The organism is Jannaschia aquimarina, from assembly GCF_000877395.1.
Lineage (GTDB): Bacteria > Pseudomonadota > Alphaproteobacteria > Rhodobacterales > Rhodobacteraceae > Jannaschia > Jannaschia aquimarina.
Genome location: NZ_JYFE01000032.1, coordinates 1 through 13,562 on the forward strand (window position 1 = coordinate 1; position 13,562 = coordinate 13,562).

Annotated in this window: 16 protein-coding genes; 9 read left to right on the plus strand and 7 right to left on the minus strand. The window is 64.7% G+C overall.

From position 1 onward, the window contains the following. Positions 1–471: 471 nt before the first annotated feature. The 9 genes from jaqu_RS08420 to jaqu_RS08455 all read left to right on the plus strand — a co-directional run bounded on the left by jaqu_RS08420 (position 472) and on the right by jaqu_RS08455 (position 7,839). Positions 472–1,542: a coiled-coil domain-containing protein gene (locus jaqu_RS08420; protein WP_043918532.1), complete on the plus strand. Its 1,071-nt coding sequence runs from the start codon at positions 472–474 to the stop codon at positions 1,540–1,542. Beyond that, complete coding sequence (locus jaqu_RS21620) at positions 1,539–1,694, plus strand: hypothetical protein (RefSeq protein WP_161793845.1); 156 nt, start codon at positions 1,539–1,541, stop codon at positions 1,692–1,694. The genes jaqu_RS08420 and jaqu_RS21620 overlap by 4 nt, the downstream gene beginning before the upstream one ends. A 4-nt stretch (positions 1,695–1,698) precedes the next feature. Further along, the gene (locus jaqu_RS08425) at positions 1,699–2,811 is read left to right on the plus strand and encodes a hypothetical protein (protein WP_043918533.1); all 1,113 of its coding nucleotides are present in this window, start codon (positions 1,699–1,701) and stop codon (positions 2,809–2,811) included. A gap of 156 nt (positions 2,812–2,967) precedes the next feature. Next, positions 2,968–4,887, plus strand: coding sequence for an AAA family ATPase (locus jaqu_RS08430; protein WP_043918534.1), 1,920 nt, complete (start codon positions 2,968–2,970; stop codon positions 4,885–4,887). Continuing rightward, the gene (locus jaqu_RS08435; RefSeq protein ID WP_043918535.1) at positions 4,884–5,195 is read left to right on the plus strand and encodes a hypothetical protein; all 312 of its coding nucleotides are present in this window, start codon (positions 4,884–4,886) and stop codon (positions 5,193–5,195) included. The genes jaqu_RS08430 and jaqu_RS08435 overlap by 4 nt, the downstream gene beginning before the upstream one ends. Next, entirely contained in the window at positions 5,192–5,569 is a 378-nt protein-coding gene (locus jaqu_RS08440; protein ID WP_161793846.1) for a hypothetical protein, read from the plus strand. Before jaqu_RS08435 ends, jaqu_RS08440 begins: the two co-directional genes overlap by 4 nt. Next, positions 5,570–6,898 carry a DUF6638 family protein gene (locus tag jaqu_RS08445; RefSeq protein WP_043918537.1) on the plus strand — a complete coding sequence of 443 codons (1,329 nt, stop codon included), beginning with the start codon at positions 5,570–5,572 and terminating at the stop codon, positions 6,896–6,898. A 10-nt stretch (positions 6,899–6,908) separates the two neighbouring features. Next, positions 6,909–7,175: a hypothetical protein gene (locus jaqu_RS08450; protein WP_043918538.1), complete on the plus strand. Its 267-nt coding sequence runs from the start codon at positions 6,909–6,911 to the stop codon at positions 7,173–7,175. 10 nt (positions 7,176–7,185) lie between these two features. Next, positions 7,186–7,839: a DUF1523 family protein gene (locus jaqu_RS08455; protein WP_043918539.1), complete on the plus strand. Its 654-nt coding sequence runs from the start codon at positions 7,186–7,188 to the stop codon at positions 7,837–7,839. A 14-nt stretch (positions 7,840–7,853) separates the two neighbouring features. Here jaqu_RS08455 and mnhG read toward each other — a convergent pair whose 3' ends face one another. Genes mnhG through mbhE form a run of 7 tightly spaced genes read right to left on the minus strand, consistent with a single transcriptional unit; the run spans position 7,854 to position 13,495 of the window. Continuing rightward, complete coding sequence (mnhG, locus tag jaqu_RS08460; RefSeq protein WP_043918540.1) at positions 7,854–8,204, minus strand: monovalent cation/H(+) antiporter subunit G; 351 nt, start codon at positions 8,202–8,204, stop codon at positions 7,854–7,856. After that, the gene (locus tag jaqu_RS08465; RefSeq protein WP_236687821.1) at positions 8,201–8,533 is read right to left on the minus strand and encodes a monovalent cation/H+ antiporter complex subunit F; all 333 of its coding nucleotides are present in this window, start codon (positions 8,531–8,533) and stop codon (positions 8,201–8,203) included. Before jaqu_RS08465 ends, mnhG begins: the two co-directional genes overlap by 4 nt. Continuing rightward, complete coding sequence (locus jaqu_RS08470; protein ID WP_043918541.1) at positions 8,530–9,009, minus strand: Na+/H+ antiporter subunit E; 480 nt, start codon at positions 9,007–9,009, stop codon at positions 8,530–8,532. The genes jaqu_RS08465 and jaqu_RS08470 overlap by 4 nt, the downstream gene beginning before the upstream one ends. After that, complete coding sequence (locus tag jaqu_RS08475) at positions 9,006–10,499, minus strand: Na+/H+ antiporter subunit D (protein ID WP_043918542.1); 1,494 nt, start codon at positions 10,497–10,499, stop codon at positions 9,006–9,008. Before jaqu_RS08475 ends, jaqu_RS08470 begins: the two co-directional genes overlap by 4 nt. After that, positions 10,496–10,849: a Na+/H+ antiporter subunit C gene (locus tag jaqu_RS08480; protein WP_043918543.1), complete on the minus strand. Its 354-nt coding sequence runs from the start codon at positions 10,847–10,849 to the stop codon at positions 10,496–10,498. Before jaqu_RS08480 ends, jaqu_RS08475 begins: the two co-directional genes overlap by 4 nt. Then, positions 10,849–11,280, minus strand: coding sequence for a Na+/H+ antiporter subunit B (locus tag jaqu_RS08485; protein WP_043918544.1), 432 nt, complete (start codon positions 11,278–11,280; stop codon positions 10,849–10,851). Before jaqu_RS08485 ends, jaqu_RS08480 begins: the two co-directional genes overlap by 1 nt. A gap of 1 nt (position 11,281) precedes the next feature. Beyond that, positions 11,282–13,495 (minus strand): hydrogen gas-evolving membrane-bound hydrogenase subunit E, encoded by a 2,214-nt coding sequence (gene mbhE / locus jaqu_RS08490; protein ID WP_236687822.1) that lies wholly within the window; start codon positions 13,493–13,495, stop codon positions 11,282–11,284. Positions 13,496–13,562 lie beyond the last annotated feature (67 nt).

Sequence of the window (13,562 nt, forward strand, 5' to 3'; positions counted from 1 at the left end):
CGCCCCCGGGCGGGCCGCGAAAGGCGGCGCGCAACCGGTTCGGTGCCGATTGTGCAGACGGGGGGTGCACGGGGGGTGCACAGGGGGTGTACTGGGCTTTCGGCAACAGTTGCGTTGCGGATCCGCCACAGGTGCCCTAGCCGGGTCCCGGACCGAACATCAGATCTCGCCTGGTTCCTGCGCCCCAATATGCGGGACGGACGAGGTTCCCCTTCAGGGTTCAGCCCAACAGTCAGGGTGCAATCCGGTCAGAGCGCAGCCCCATCACCCTGTCTCGCCAGAAGAAGACACCGGATCCCTGGCCGTTCCGCCCGTCCACGCCCCGATTTGGACAAGAAGAACGGACATTTCGGCCCATTGCGTGTCCCCGACGCCATATCTAGCACGAAACCGTCACACGCCCCCTCCTATGGAAGACCACCGTTCCCCATGTCATCCTGAGAGTGAAACGTATTCAGGAGGGACCAATTCTTGGCCAATCTCGACGCGCAGATCCGCGAAAGCCAGGCCCAGGTGGCCGCCACGCAGCAAGAGATCATTCAGGTCACCAGCCGCATCAGCGAAGCGCGAGAGAAGCTGGAACAGGGCATCACCATCGACGTGGAGAACGCGACGCTGGAAGAGGTGCAGGCCCACACGGATGCGATGAACGCCAACATCGCCGAGCTGATCATGGGTCTCGACGATGTGACCGCCGGTTTCTCCAAGGATTTCGACGAGATGCGTTCGAAGACGGGGATGGAGAAGCTCATCGGCATCTTCGCCAGCGGCAAGGCCGAGTCCATGCGCCAGGAGCGGCTGCGCAGTGCCTCCATCGACGACAAGCTGCAGGACCTGATCTCGAAGTCGGACACGATCACACAGCTTCTGCAAGGCCAGTTGAAGGTGCTCGAGGATCAGCGGACGCAGGTGGAACGGAACCTCTCCCTGACGCTGGAGGACCGGGAAGCCGCCGTTGCCGACCTGGAACAGATCCGCGCGCAGGTCCGGGAGATGGATCCCGAATTGATCGCGCTCGAGAACAAGATCGCTTCCGAGACGGATGCCGCCGCCCGGACCAAGCTGGAGTCCGATCTGGCCGAGATGAATACGCGCCACAACGAGCTGGTGCAGCAGGAGCAGGTCAAGCTGGCCGAGAGCCAGACGCTCGAGCGCTATATCGAAAAGGGCAAGACCTGGGTCGACAGCCTTCAGAATCAGGCGGCCACGCAGATGGTGCTGATCAACAAGCTGGAGACCGACACCAAGCAACGGGTCGTCCTGTATGACGCGTTGTCCAAGTCGCTCAAGACGGCGCAGCAGCAGGACGTGGCACACCGGATCAACGAGATCGGCGTCAAGACAGACCAGGAGGCGCAGCAGGCCATGGCCGCCATCGGCGCGGCCACCAACACCCGCATGGCCGAGATGCTGGAAGCGCATGAGGACCACATGGTTTTCGCCCGCGACGTCCTCGAGGCGAAGGCCAAGGCCGACGAACGCTTCGCGCGCCGCTTCGCCCAGATCGTCGAAAAGCACGACAGCAATCTCTACGGCGGGTGAGCGATCCGCTCCATACCGAGCGCCGCGCGGCCGCGACGGGCCTGATCAAGCGCCTGTTGCTGATCGTGGTTTTCGCGGGCGTTTGCGGCGCGGGCGCGGCGGTCTTCGTGTCGGTCATGACGGCTGTCGAGGCCGAGCGGTCCCGCGAGTGACGCGATGAGTCTGAAGGAAGACCTCGTCCGCGACCATGTCGGGCTGGCCGAGAACCGTCAGGCACGTCGGTACTTTGCCAAGTTCGAGACGATCCTGTCGCATCTGCCTGCGGTCGCCGAAGAGATGCGGGACCGTCGACGGCTGGACATGGCCGAGACCGAGATCGTCTCGGCTCATCTGACCCGCCTTGCCGGCACGTTTCGCGCTCTGAGCCACAAGTACCTGATGACGGGACGGGATACGGGGGTCTTTCTGGGATCCCTGACCGTCGACCGCTCGGCCAGCGGCTTTCCCGTCTTGCAGGAGTTGCTGTCCATGGCCGCCGATGCACGGAACGCGGGCGCGCATCTGTCCCGCCTGCCGTCCGCGGAGGATCTTAAGGAGGCGATGATCGCCCGCATCGTGGGCGAGCGGCGGATCCCGTCGGATCTTCAGTATGCCCTGTCCCAGCGGCTCTATCATCAGGCTCTCGCTGGCGACTTGTTTCTCGCGCGCAACGAGGTCGACCTCATTCCGCTCGCGGGCACGGGGCAGGAATTCATCGCTCATTGGTCCGTCTGGGACGGGCGTCGGAACCTTCCCGTGATCTGGATGATGCGCTTCCGCGACAGCGGCCGAACCACGTTGGATCAGGACTCAGTGCGGCTGGAACGCGTCTCGGCGCATCTGATGGCGCAGGCCCTGCCGGAGTTGAAGCTGGTGACGGTGGCGCAGGGCGTGGACGATGATTTCGAGGGCGTGCATCCGATCTCGCTCAAGCGGCTGACGGTCGGACCGATGTATTCGTCGGCCTATACCCGTCAGACAGAGGGGCTGGGGCCGGTTCTCGACCGAGCCCGCCCGCCGGTCGGACAGGATTGGGCACTGGCCTGGGCGCTCGAAGAGTTAGAGGCGGAGCGGACCGAGACGGAGCGGACGGGTTGGTTCTCGACCCGCGAGCGGACGATTTTTCGCCTGATCGGACCCGAGGCGGCCGAGACCGGTGCGACCCGGACGGAACGCGCCGCCATCCTGCCGGAACCCGTGTTTCAGACCTTCGCCGAGAGCCGCGCGCCCGGCTTCGATGGCGTCGAGATCTACGTCGCTGGAAAGGGCCGGCTTTGGCGCGCCGGGTGACCTCCGTCCCGGCGCAGCCGGCGATCGGTCCGGTGGACCGGTCGAGGAGGTCACGGGAGACGCCCCGGGATGCGCTGCACATTTGTGCCGCCCCAAGGAAGGCTGTGACCCAGCCTGGCCGCCCAGCGAATATGAGATGACCGGAAGGACCGACCGATGAGCCAGACCGCAGATGCGATGGAGATGACGGAAGCGCAGATCGCGGCGCAGGCCGATGCGGCGATGCGGCTGCTGGACGGCTTCGACCACGCGCCGCGTCTCGGAAAGGCCGTCGAGGCGCCGCGGGCGGAGCGGTCGCCGGGAATTGGAACGCGATCGCGCTTCCGCTCGACCACGCCGGGTCTCGCCACCCGCCGCAGCGTGCCCGCCGGCGGCGTTCATCTGCGCGAGACGGTCGAGGGCGAGGGGCTCATCACGCCTGCGCGGGCAGGGGCGCTGAAGGCGCTCCATCGCGCGCTCTCGATCGCGCTGGCGGCCGGCGCCGCGTTCGAGGATCGCACGGGTCTCGACGCGCTGAAGGCCGCGAACATGGCCGGACGGCTGCCCGAGGCCGATGCGGCAAAGTTCCGGGAATTGCTCGAGGCGGATGCCCTGGCCGTGGGCCACAGCTTCGCCAATGCCTTGGCATTCCTCCTCGCGCCTCTCCGTGGGCCCGAAAGCCGGGAAGTCCCGCCGCCGGAGGAAGTGCTGACCGACAATGCGCAACTGATGCTCGAAGGTCTGGTCTGGGAGATTGACCAGCGGCTGGCCGGGGCAGGGGATGATGACGCCCTGATCGCCACGCTCGCCGCGCAGGCGGAGGTCGTGATGGCCCGCCTGGCCGACCGCGCGCGCCAATCTCCGCGCGCCGCCACCTTCGGAGAGGTCCGCTATCGGATCGAGGCCGACGATCTGGTGCTCGACGGCTTCACGCCGGCAACGGCCGCGCGGGGCAAGCCGCTGGTGATGCAGTTCAAGAAACCGCACGAGGTCGTCGGAAACCACATCGCCAAGCATCAGGCGCTGAAACTGTCGAAGATGCTGATGGCCTACGATTTCGAGCGGCGGCTGAACCCCTTCGTCGATCTGGGCGGGTTCATCTTCACCTTCATGGGGGACGGGGCGCCGGGCACGGGCAAGACGACCCTGATTCAGATGATGGCCGGGATGATCAACGAGTACTGCCAGGTCGCCGGCTACCCGTTCCGCTACGAGAACCTGTCGACCGAGAGCATCGACAGCTATCAGGGCAAGTCCGCGCAGAACGCGAAGGCGTTCATCGACGGCGTACTCGACCCCCAGGTGATCGGCTTCGGAACGATCGACGATATCGACCAGCTCGCCGGCAAGCGCGGCGACCGGCAATCGAGCGCGGGACAGTTGGAGATCACGGCGGTGCTGATGCAAGCCTTCGCTGGTGCCAACACGGTCGTGCGCGGCAACTGCACCTTCGGCATGTTCTCGAACTACCCCGAGAATGTGGACGATGCGCTGCGTCAGCGGGCTGGGGCGCGGTTCCTCGTGGACGGACCCCAGACGCGAGAAGATTACATCGACATCCTCTCGCTGCTCCTGGGCAAGCGTCACGACATTCCGCTGGGCGACCATGACCTCTTTGCCGCACAGGAACTGACCCGCGCCGTGGCCGAGAGCTTTGAGAAGCATTCGCAGCCCGCGGAGCGGAAGCTGGCTCAGGTCTTCGAAGACGTGCGCGGCCGGATCGGCGAGTTGGACACGATCGCCAAGATCGGCACCTATCTCAAAGGCATCCAGGAGGCGGACGAGCGCTTCACCGGCCGTGCGATCAAGAACATCACCGACGCCGTGAAGGTCCGTTCGCTGGACGTGGAACTGCCCGACGAGTGGTTCGAGACCGCCGACGCCTTCATGCACCGTCCCTACGACGAAAAGCTGGCCCGGATCGAAGAGATGCGCGTGCCGATCACCGTCGAGATGGTGATCCAGGAGATCAACCGCTACGCCGACAGCGAATTCCGCTACGCCGACAAGTCCGACGAGGTCGCCATCGAGGACGCCGTCCGCGACATGGGCCGGATGGAGGAGGCGAAGCGCCGGTACATGGAACGGCGCGGATGATCGGCGCGCTGCTCTGGCAGGTGCCGCTGGCGATGGCGGCGGGTTGGGCAGTGCCCCGCCTGGCCGCGCGGGTGCTGCCCGAGGGCGTGGGATGGCTGATCCTGAACGGCGCCGTTTCGACGGTCGTTCTGGCAGGCCTGGCTGTCGTCGCGTTCGTCTGGCTCTACGGAGAGGCGGGCGACGTGGTCTGGTCGCAAGACCCATGGCACTTCGTCCGTCTGAGCGCGAGCGCCGCGATCCTGTGGGGGCCGATGATGGTCCTGTCACTGGCAGGCCTGCCGAAGCGCTGGAAGGAGGTGGTCTGGTGATGGAAGGCCTCGACCAATTCGTCGTCCAGCCGATCTATCCGATCCCGCCATTTCCTGTCTGGCCCCTTGGCGCGATGATTGGACTGCTTGTGCTTGCCAGTCTTGAAGTCCCCGGTCCCTCGAAGGGTCGGACAAGTCGTCGCTTTGCCTGGATAGCCATCCTCGCTTTCTCTGGGGCCGTAGCCGCGGGGTTTCTCGTTCACGGGCTGAAGCTGCGGGAGATCGCATTCGAGCGATCCAAGTCGATTCCGAGCGGAGACTACACCTTGGAACCGGTCGCGTGGGGTGCCGGGCCGATCTGGCCTGTTTTCGCGGGTGCGGTCGCCTTCGCGGCAATACTTGTCCTGCTACAGATCCGCAGGAGGGCGTTCTAGATGCATCGGCTGATCACCTCCGGTCTCATGTTCGGCGGCCTGTTCCACGTCGCCGCGCCCGCTCTGGTCGAGCGCTACAATCGGGCGCTAGATCACCTGACGGGCAGGCGGACGGAGTTGGAAGACTTCCATGTCGATCTGTCGGGCTTCTCGCCCGAGATCGGGGACGAGTTCGAGGATATGGATTACCTGAATCCGGGCGGGTGCAACCGGCAGTTCATCCTTCTGTCCACCCGGCAGGCCGATGCGCCGCTCTTGGAGATGAAGTTCTCCAATTCCGCCGATATCCTGCGTGAGTTCATCGCCGCCAACGAGGCGCAACTCTTCACGCTCACGGCGCGGGACGCCGTGGCGGGCGAGCTTCAGAACTCGGTCTGGTCTGTCGCGGATCCGGAGCGCCTGCTCGACATCCGCCGCGTCACGGTCGAGGCGGACACGACGTCGGGCACGGTGCGGGACGCCGAGACGCTTGATGCCCTCATCCGCCGCTTCCGCACGGAGCCGGATGCCTGGTGGGACGACGTCCTTGTCGCCAAGATGATCGACTTGGCGCGCCGGACAGGCGACGTGACCCGCGCGCCCGTGACCTTCGAGAACCCTTCCTTCGAGGCGCAGGACTTCTGGACTTCGCATCACGGAGGTCTCTACGTTCTGCGGTCGGTCCCGAAGCCCGCGATCCTCGCCCGTGCCATGGATCGGGAGATCCTGGGCGACCTGCCGGTCCACGCGCTGTCCGACCGGGGGGCGGTGGCCGGTTTCCTCCGCGACAACGCCCTGGCCCAGCCCATCGTCGAGGGACGCGGCCCGGACGCCGTCGATATTCTGCGCGAGAAGATGGATATCCTTGCGATCGACGCCCTTGCGCAAGGCGGTCACCTTCCGGAGACCCCTGACCCGCGTGCCCTTCGCCGCGCCACGACGCGGCATGCCGATGCGTTGCCTCCTGCGTTTCATTCTCTGGCCCGCGTCCTCTCCTGGGCGGAAGGCCGGGGCGACTGGCCCCGCATCGACAGCGACGACCCGGCCTATTTCCACACCCTGCGCGGGGCGCCCGGCCCGCTGCGCGACAAGGTCAACATGATGCTGGCCGAGATCGGACCCGAAGACTTTCGACAGCTTCACATCTGCCACAAGTCCGCATTCTACGCCCGCTACGCGGCCATGCCGGAGATGTGGAAAGCATGGGTCGCGAACAATCTGGCGACGGGATACGCTGGTCAGACGGCGGATGTCTGGAGGCGGCTCTATGCATCGGACGCCGTCCCTCGGATGCCGAAGGTCCCGTTGCGGGAAGGTTGGCCGATCCGACGCGAAGGGCCATGGGATTGAGGATGGAGACATGATCGGACTTGCACGCCTTGCCTTGATCCTGCTCGTAGTGCTCACGGTGATCTACTGGTCCCTCGTCTTCTATTTCCGGGCCGGCGAACGGGAGCGGCTGGAAAAGGAATGGCACGAAACGCAGCCCCCGCTGCCGATGGAGCGCTTTGTCGAGATCGGCATCACGGAATATCGCCAGTCCCTGCGAAGAAAGCTGCTCTGGGGGGTGTATGTGGTGCCGATCACGGCCATCTGCACACTGATCTACCTGGTCAACTACGCCTGAGGGGATGCGCATGCGCTGGTTCAAATGGATCTTCGGTCTGACGGTTGTCGCATTCTTCGGGGCGTGGCTGCACTACACCCTGCCGCAACACGACATCGTCCGCGTCGTGAATACCGAGATCCAGCGCGTCGATTACGGCGAGAACTCGATCTTCTGGCAGAGCGGCGATGTCGGGGCAGACGGAACGCTGAGCAATCGCGACGTGCGGTTCATCTTCACGATCCGGCCCAATGGCCGTGCGTCCGTCTACCGGAACGAGGATACGGGATGGGGTTGGCCGCCCTATTTCAAGCTCGACAGCTCGAACCTGCAGGCCGAGGCTTCGGACCTCATCAGCACCTCAGCCGACCCCCAGTGGGTTGTCCTGACCCATTACGGCTGGCGGTCGGAATTCCTGACCATCTTTCCCAACGCGGTCGGCGTCAGGCCCGTCGAAGGCCCCGACGTGACGATCGTTCCGTGGTTCAACATCGTCTTCCTGACGCTGCTCGCGGCCCTGCTCTGGGCGATTGGCGTCCGCATCCTGCGGTTCCGTCGCAGACGGATCGATCCGATGCTGGCCGCGGCGGACCGGGAATGGGACGAAGCGTCGGAGGCCATGGCCGAAAAGCGCCGCGGGTTCCGCGCCTGGCTCGATACCTGGAAGGGAAAACCGCGCGTCTGAAGCGCCGACGCGTCTCAGTCGTCGTTTCGGTGCGCGCCCAGCTTGGTGGAAGCGGTCGGATCGACCACGGTCGAATCCCAAAGCTTGACGCCGGAGCGGAACGCCGCCCGCCCGATCATATGCGCGCCCACCGGGGCGGTCAGCAGCAGGAAGACCACGATCAGAACCGCCAGCGCGATCGTCGGCGGGTCTGAAAAGACCACGGCGACGGCCAGCATCACAAGGCCGCTCGCCAGCGTTCCGGCCTTTGTCGAGGCGTGCATGCGGATCAAGACGTCCGGCAATCGCAAGACGCCGAGACCCGCGATGAATGCGAAGAAGCCACCCAGCAGCACACAGGCCGACAGGAAGAGTTCGAGGATCATCGGTCCTTCTCCGGCTCGGCGGCGGTGCGAAGGTGATCCTCTGGCGCGCGGGCGATCTTGCGCTCCACGAAGCGGGCGAGGGCCACGGTGGCCAGAAATCCGATCAGGGCCAGAACGACGGCCACATCGAGAAATGCAGTCACACCCGTTTGGAGTGTATAAAGCCCGCAAAAGGCCACGATGAGGACTGTCATGGCGTCCAGAGCGACGACGCGGTCCGGTAGCGACGGGCCCCTCACCAGACGCAGGAACGCAAGGACGACGCCGGACATCGTCAGAACGAACGAGACCTGAATGGCGAAGTCGAGGATGGGCATCTCGTCGATCATGCCAGAGCCTCCCTCACCCATCGCTCCATGCCCGTCTCGATCTGCTTTCGGATCGCGGCCGGATCGTCAGCGAACATGGCGTGTACATAGAGCGTCCGGCAATCCTCCGTCACGTCAAGGCTCAGGGTGCCGGGCGTCAAGGAGATCAGGTTCGTGACCAACAATACCTCCGCTTCGCCTTCCGCTTTGAGCGGGACGGCAATGATCCCCGGGCGGGCCCGATGGCGAGGCGTAAGAACATCCCATGCGACCGAGACCGAGGACACCACCAACTCCCACAGGAAGAGCAACAGCAATTTCACCCAGCGGTAGACCCGCAGGAAATATCCGCCTCCGCGATCCTCGAAGAGGGGGGATACGAGAGCGAGCGCGCCGAAACCGATCAGGAATCCGATCGCAAGACCTGCGAGCGTGAAGCTGCCGGTCAAGGCGGCCCAAGCAACCGCGAGCAAGAGATTGAGGAGGAAAAGGCTCATTCCGACACTCCCAATACAGCATCGAGATAGGGCGTCGGATCCAGCAATTCAGCCGCCGCCTGTTCTGCCAGGGCGAAGAAAGGCTCCGGCCAAACGCCGATGACGATCGTCCAGAGCGCCAGACCCGCAATCGGAAACAGGAAGGCAAAGCGGTCGGCTGCACTCAACTGCGAGAGACGCGGAACCGTCCCGGCGGGATGCGGCTTCCAGAAGGCGCGGCCCCAGATCTTGGTCATCGAGTAGATCGTCATCAGACCCACGGCGAGGATGAAGAACGCGACGATCCACATCGACAGATCCATCGACGCCTGCAGCAGCACGTACTTGGCCCAGAACCCCGAAAGCGGCGGAAAGCCGGCAAGGCTGAAGGCGGGAATCAGAAACAGGAAGCCGAGAAGGGGCGCGCCCTTGTAGAGGCCGCCGATCCTGTCGACATCGGTGCCGCCCGCAATCCGGTCCGCGACACCGGCGACGAGGAACAGGTTCGCCTTCACGACGATATGGTGGACGAGGTAGAACACGGCCCCCGCCATCGCCAGCGGTGTCAACAGCGCCAGTCCCAAGACCATGTACCCGATCTGACTGATGATGTGGAACGACAGGATACGCCGGAAATCGGTCTGAGCCGCCGCGCCCAGAACCCCGACGACCATGGTGGCGACGGCGACCCACAGCATCAGCTGATGGGTGAACCCGACATCATGCACGAAGACCAGCGTGAACATCCGGATCAGAGCATAGACCCCGACCTTCGTCAGCAAGCCGGCGAACACCGCCGATACCGCGAAGGACGGTGTATGATAGGAAGCCGGAAGCCAGAAGAAGAGCGGAAAGACGCCTGCCTTGATGCCGAACCCGACGAGGAAAAGACCGGCGATGACGGTCATCAGGCCAGGATCGGCCTCTGCGACCGCGCCCCTCAGATCCGCGAGGTTCAGCGTTCCCGTCGCACCGTAGAGCAGACCGATCGCGCTCAGAAAGAGGATCGTGGAGATCAGGTTCAGCGTGACGTACTTGATCCCGGCATCCAGCTGCGCGCGGCTCCCACCCATTGCCAGAAGGCCGAAAGACGAGATCAACATGACCTCGAACCAGACGTAGAGGTTGAACAGATCGCCGGTCAGGAACGCGCCCGTCACGCCTGCGATCAAGACCTGGAACAGCGCGTGGTAGCCGAGTTCCTCGATCTCTTCACCGATGTCTGCAACGGCGTAGATCGACACGGCCAGCGCCGTGATCCCGGTAATCACGACCATCACGGCCGACAGCGTGTCCGCGACCAGCGTGATTCCGAAGGGTGCGGGCCAGCCGCCCATCTGCGCGGCGATCGGCCCGTTGCCCATGACCTCGAACAGCAGGGCCAGCCCCGCCCCCAGATGGACTGCGGATCCCGCCACGGAGATCCAGCGGCCTTCGCGGTTCCGTCGAAACAGGAATGCCAGAACCGCAGCGACGAACGTGGCGATCAGGGGAGCCGTCAGAAGGATCATTCGCGCGGCTCCGCGATCCGCATCTCTTCGCTGTCGAGCGTTCCGAGGTTCTGATAGCCGCGATAGACGAGGACCAGCGCGAAGGCGAACAGTCCGAATCCGATGACGATCGCGGTCAGGACGAGCGCTTGGGGCAGAGCGTTCGCAACGCCGCCCGGCGGGGCCGACGCGCCGTAGGCGATCAGGGGCGGTGCTTCGGGGGTCAGGCCACCAGAGCCAAAGATGACCAAGTTCGCCGCGTTCGAGATCAGGATCAGCCCGAACAGGAATCGCAAGACGTTCCGAGCGAGCATCAGATAGACAGCCGCCGCGATCAGCGCCCCCACCATGAGTGCAAGGAGCGTTTCCATCAGACCTCTTCCTCCAGCGCAAGAACGAGCGTCAGGACGGACCCGAGCACGACGAGATAGACCCCGACGTCGAAGACGAGGATGTTCGACAGGGGAATTCCCTTGTCGTTCGGATCGGCCGGATCTGCGGCGAGAAAGAGCCACATCCCCTCGAAGAGGGCGTCTCCGATCATCATCGGTACGAGCCCAGCGAAGAGCGCGATGCCGAGACCGACCATCGCGATGGTCTGGGGCTCGACGCGCAAGGCCTCTCTCGCGGCGCGGCATCCATGCGCGATCGCGTAAAGGATGAAGCCGGTCGCCCCGATCAAGCCGCCGATAAAACCGCCGCCCGGTTCGTTATGGCCGCGCAGCAGCATGTAGATGGAGAAGACGAGCAGAAGCCCGACAAGGACGCGCGTGGCGGCGCGGACGATCAGAGACGTGCCCATGTCAGGTGTTCCTCCGCGTGCCCCGCAGGAGCGCGTAGGCCCCAAGCGCCGCGATGGCGACCACGGCGATCTCGCCAAACGTGTCGAGCGCGCGGAAGTCGACGAGGATCACGTTCACGATGTTGCGTCCGTGCGCGATGGGCGCACTGGTCGCTTCGAAGAACTGCGTGATCCGCAGGTCCAGCGGCGTCGTCATGACCATCAACATGACGACCGTCGTCATCGCGCCGATGGACAGCGCCAGGATCAGATCCCAACCGCGGATCCGGCTCACGACATCCGGCTTCATGTGCGGCAGCTTCAGCATGGCGACCGCGACCAACACCACCTGAAGCACTTCGATCAGGAGTTGGGTGATCGCGACGTCGGGCGCGCCGAAGATGATGAAGACGAGGGCCACGCCGACGCCGACCGTGCCGAGGGCGGCGATCGCCGTCATCCGGCTGTTCGTGACGGCCGCAACGGCCGCACCCGCGGTGATGAAGATCAGGATCGACCAGTGCTTCAGGCGCAGATCGTCCAGAGGAGGCGCAGAGGGCAGGGCGCCGGTCCGCCATATCGTCGTCAGTAACACGGCGGCGAGCGTCAGGAACGTGATGAAGATATAAGTGCGGAGTGAGCCGGCCTGCACCGTCTTGGCCAGCCATTTCGATCCGCCGGCGACGCCGTCCATGATCCCGTCCCAGGCCGGATCCGCGCGATCCCGTAACCGGCCAAGGCCCCGCCGAATGGCGCGGTGTTTCCAGTAGAGCAGGAAGCCTGTCGCGAAGGTGATCAGCGACAGGATCAGAGCTGGGGTCACGCCTGCCCAGAGCTTCAGCTCGACCGGGACCGGTGCGCCCATGACTGCCGTCGCCGCCGGCTCCAGCACGATGGTCGAGAGGCTTGGGATCACGCCGAAGGCAACGCCCAGCGCGGCCAGGATCAGGGGGCCGATCCACATGCCCCATGGCCCCTCGTGCGGCTTGACCGGGGTTTCGGCCTTCGGGCCGACAAAGGGGCGCCACGCGACGATCCCGGCGGCCGCGACCATGAGTGCCGATGCCGCAAAGGCGCAACCGGCCACCCAAAGCACGCCGCCTCGGCTCAGCACGTCCTGTTCCAAAGCCGCGTCGTAGAGATACTCCTTGCCGAGGAAGCCGAAGAGCGGCGGCAGCCCGGCCATGCTCGCACCCGCGACGATTGCGGCGATGAAGGTGATCGGCATGGCTTTCATCAATCCCGAGAGGACATTCGCGTCCCGAGTTCCTGTGCCATGATCGATCAGGCCCGCGACCATGAACAGCGCCGCCTTGTAGAGGGCGTGGACCAGCAGGAACACGACCATTCCCTTGATCGCCGCCTCGGTTCCCGCCCCGATGAACAGCGTCAACGTTCCCAGAGCCATCAGGGTCGTCCAGGCCAAGACCTGTTTGATGTCGGTCTGCTTGAGCGCCATGATGCTGGCAAAGACGGCCGTGACGCCTCCGAAGGCACACAGCGCGATGGTCCAGGCCTCGGAATTGCCCAGCGAGGGGTTGAGGCGCGCCATGAGGTACACGCCGCCCTTAACCATGGTCGCCGAGTGCAGATAGGCACTGACCGGTGTGGGGGCGGCCATGGCGTTCGGCAGCCAGAAATGGAACGGAACCTGCGCCGACTTCGTGAACGCCCCTGCAAGCACCAGCACCAGGATCGCGGGATAGAGGACATGCTCCGAAAGGTCCGGAAGCTGCGAGATCTGAAAGCCGCCACCTGCCGCGCCGATCAGGACGATGCCGGCCAGAAACGCCAATCCGCCCGTTCCGGTCACGACGAGCGCTTGCAGCGCGTTGCGCCGGGATGCCGGATCGTCCGCCTTGTACCCGATCAGCAAATAGGAAGAGATCGTGGTCACTTCCCAGAACACGAAGAGGGCCAGCAGGTTATCCGAAAGGACGAGCCCCAGCATTCCGACCATGAATGCCAGGAGATAGCAGACGAAGCGCGTGTAATGATCGTCCCCGCCCAGATAGGCGGAAGAGTAGAGCGCGACCAGCGTTCCGATGCCGGTGATGAGCAGTGCGAAGAGAAGCGACAGCCCGTCGATCCACAGGCCGATCTCGACGCCCAGGGAGGGGACCCATTCGACGGACCAGAACAGGGGACCGTTCGCGACCTGCGGGATGAGGAGGCAGAACCAGGCGAAGGCCGCCGCAGGGAGCGCGATCGAGACGATGCCCGGGGTGCCCCCCAACGGGCGTCGTTTTGCGGATCCAGCGGCCATTGATCTTCTCTATCGTCAGTCCAATTCCAGATAGCCA

Bases quoted from the DNA above. Each gene is read 5' to 3' on its own strand.
- jaqu_RS08425 (WP_043918533.1), top strand. From the start codon at position 1,699: ATGAGTCTGAAGGAAGACCTCGTCCGCGACCATGTCGGGCTGGCCGAG.
- mnhG (WP_043918540.1), bottom strand. From the start codon at position 8,204: ATGATCCTCGAACTCTTCCTGTCGGCCTGTGTGCTGCTGGGTGGCTTC.
- jaqu_RS08450 (WP_043918538.1), top strand. From the start codon at position 6,909: ATGATCGGACTTGCACGCCTTGCCTTGATCCTGCTCGTAGTGCTCACG.
- jaqu_RS08470 (WP_043918541.1), bottom strand. From the start codon at position 9,009: ATGAGCCTTTTCCTCCTCAATCTCTTGCTCGCGGTTGCTTGGGCCGCC.
- jaqu_RS08430 (WP_043918534.1), top strand. From the start codon at position 2,968: ATGAGCCAGACCGCAGATGCGATGGAGATGACGGAAGCGCAGATCGCG.
- jaqu_RS08475 (WP_043918542.1), bottom strand. From the start codon at position 10,499: ATGATCCTTCTGACGGCTCCCCTGATCGCCACGTTCGTCGCTGCGGTT.
- jaqu_RS08465 (WP_236687821.1), bottom strand. From the start codon at position 8,533: ATGATCGACGAGATGCCCATCCTCGACTTCGCCATTCAGGTCTCGTTC.
- jaqu_RS08480 (WP_043918543.1), bottom strand. From the start codon at position 10,849: ATGGAAACGCTCCTTGCACTCATGGTGGGGGCGCTGATCGCGGCGGCT.
- jaqu_RS08455 (WP_043918539.1), top strand. From the start codon at position 7,186: ATGCGCTGGTTCAAATGGATCTTCGGTCTGACGGTTGTCGCATTCTTC.
- jaqu_RS08435 (WP_043918535.1), top strand. From the start codon at position 4,884: ATGATCGGCGCGCTGCTCTGGCAGGTGCCGCTGGCGATGGCGGCGGGT.
- jaqu_RS08485 (WP_043918544.1), bottom strand. From the start codon at position 11,280: ATGGGCACGTCTCTGATCGTCCGCGCCGCCACGCGCGTCCTTGTCGGG.
- jaqu_RS08445 (WP_043918537.1), top strand. From the start codon at position 5,570: ATGCATCGGCTGATCACCTCCGGTCTCATGTTCGGCGGCCTGTTCCAC.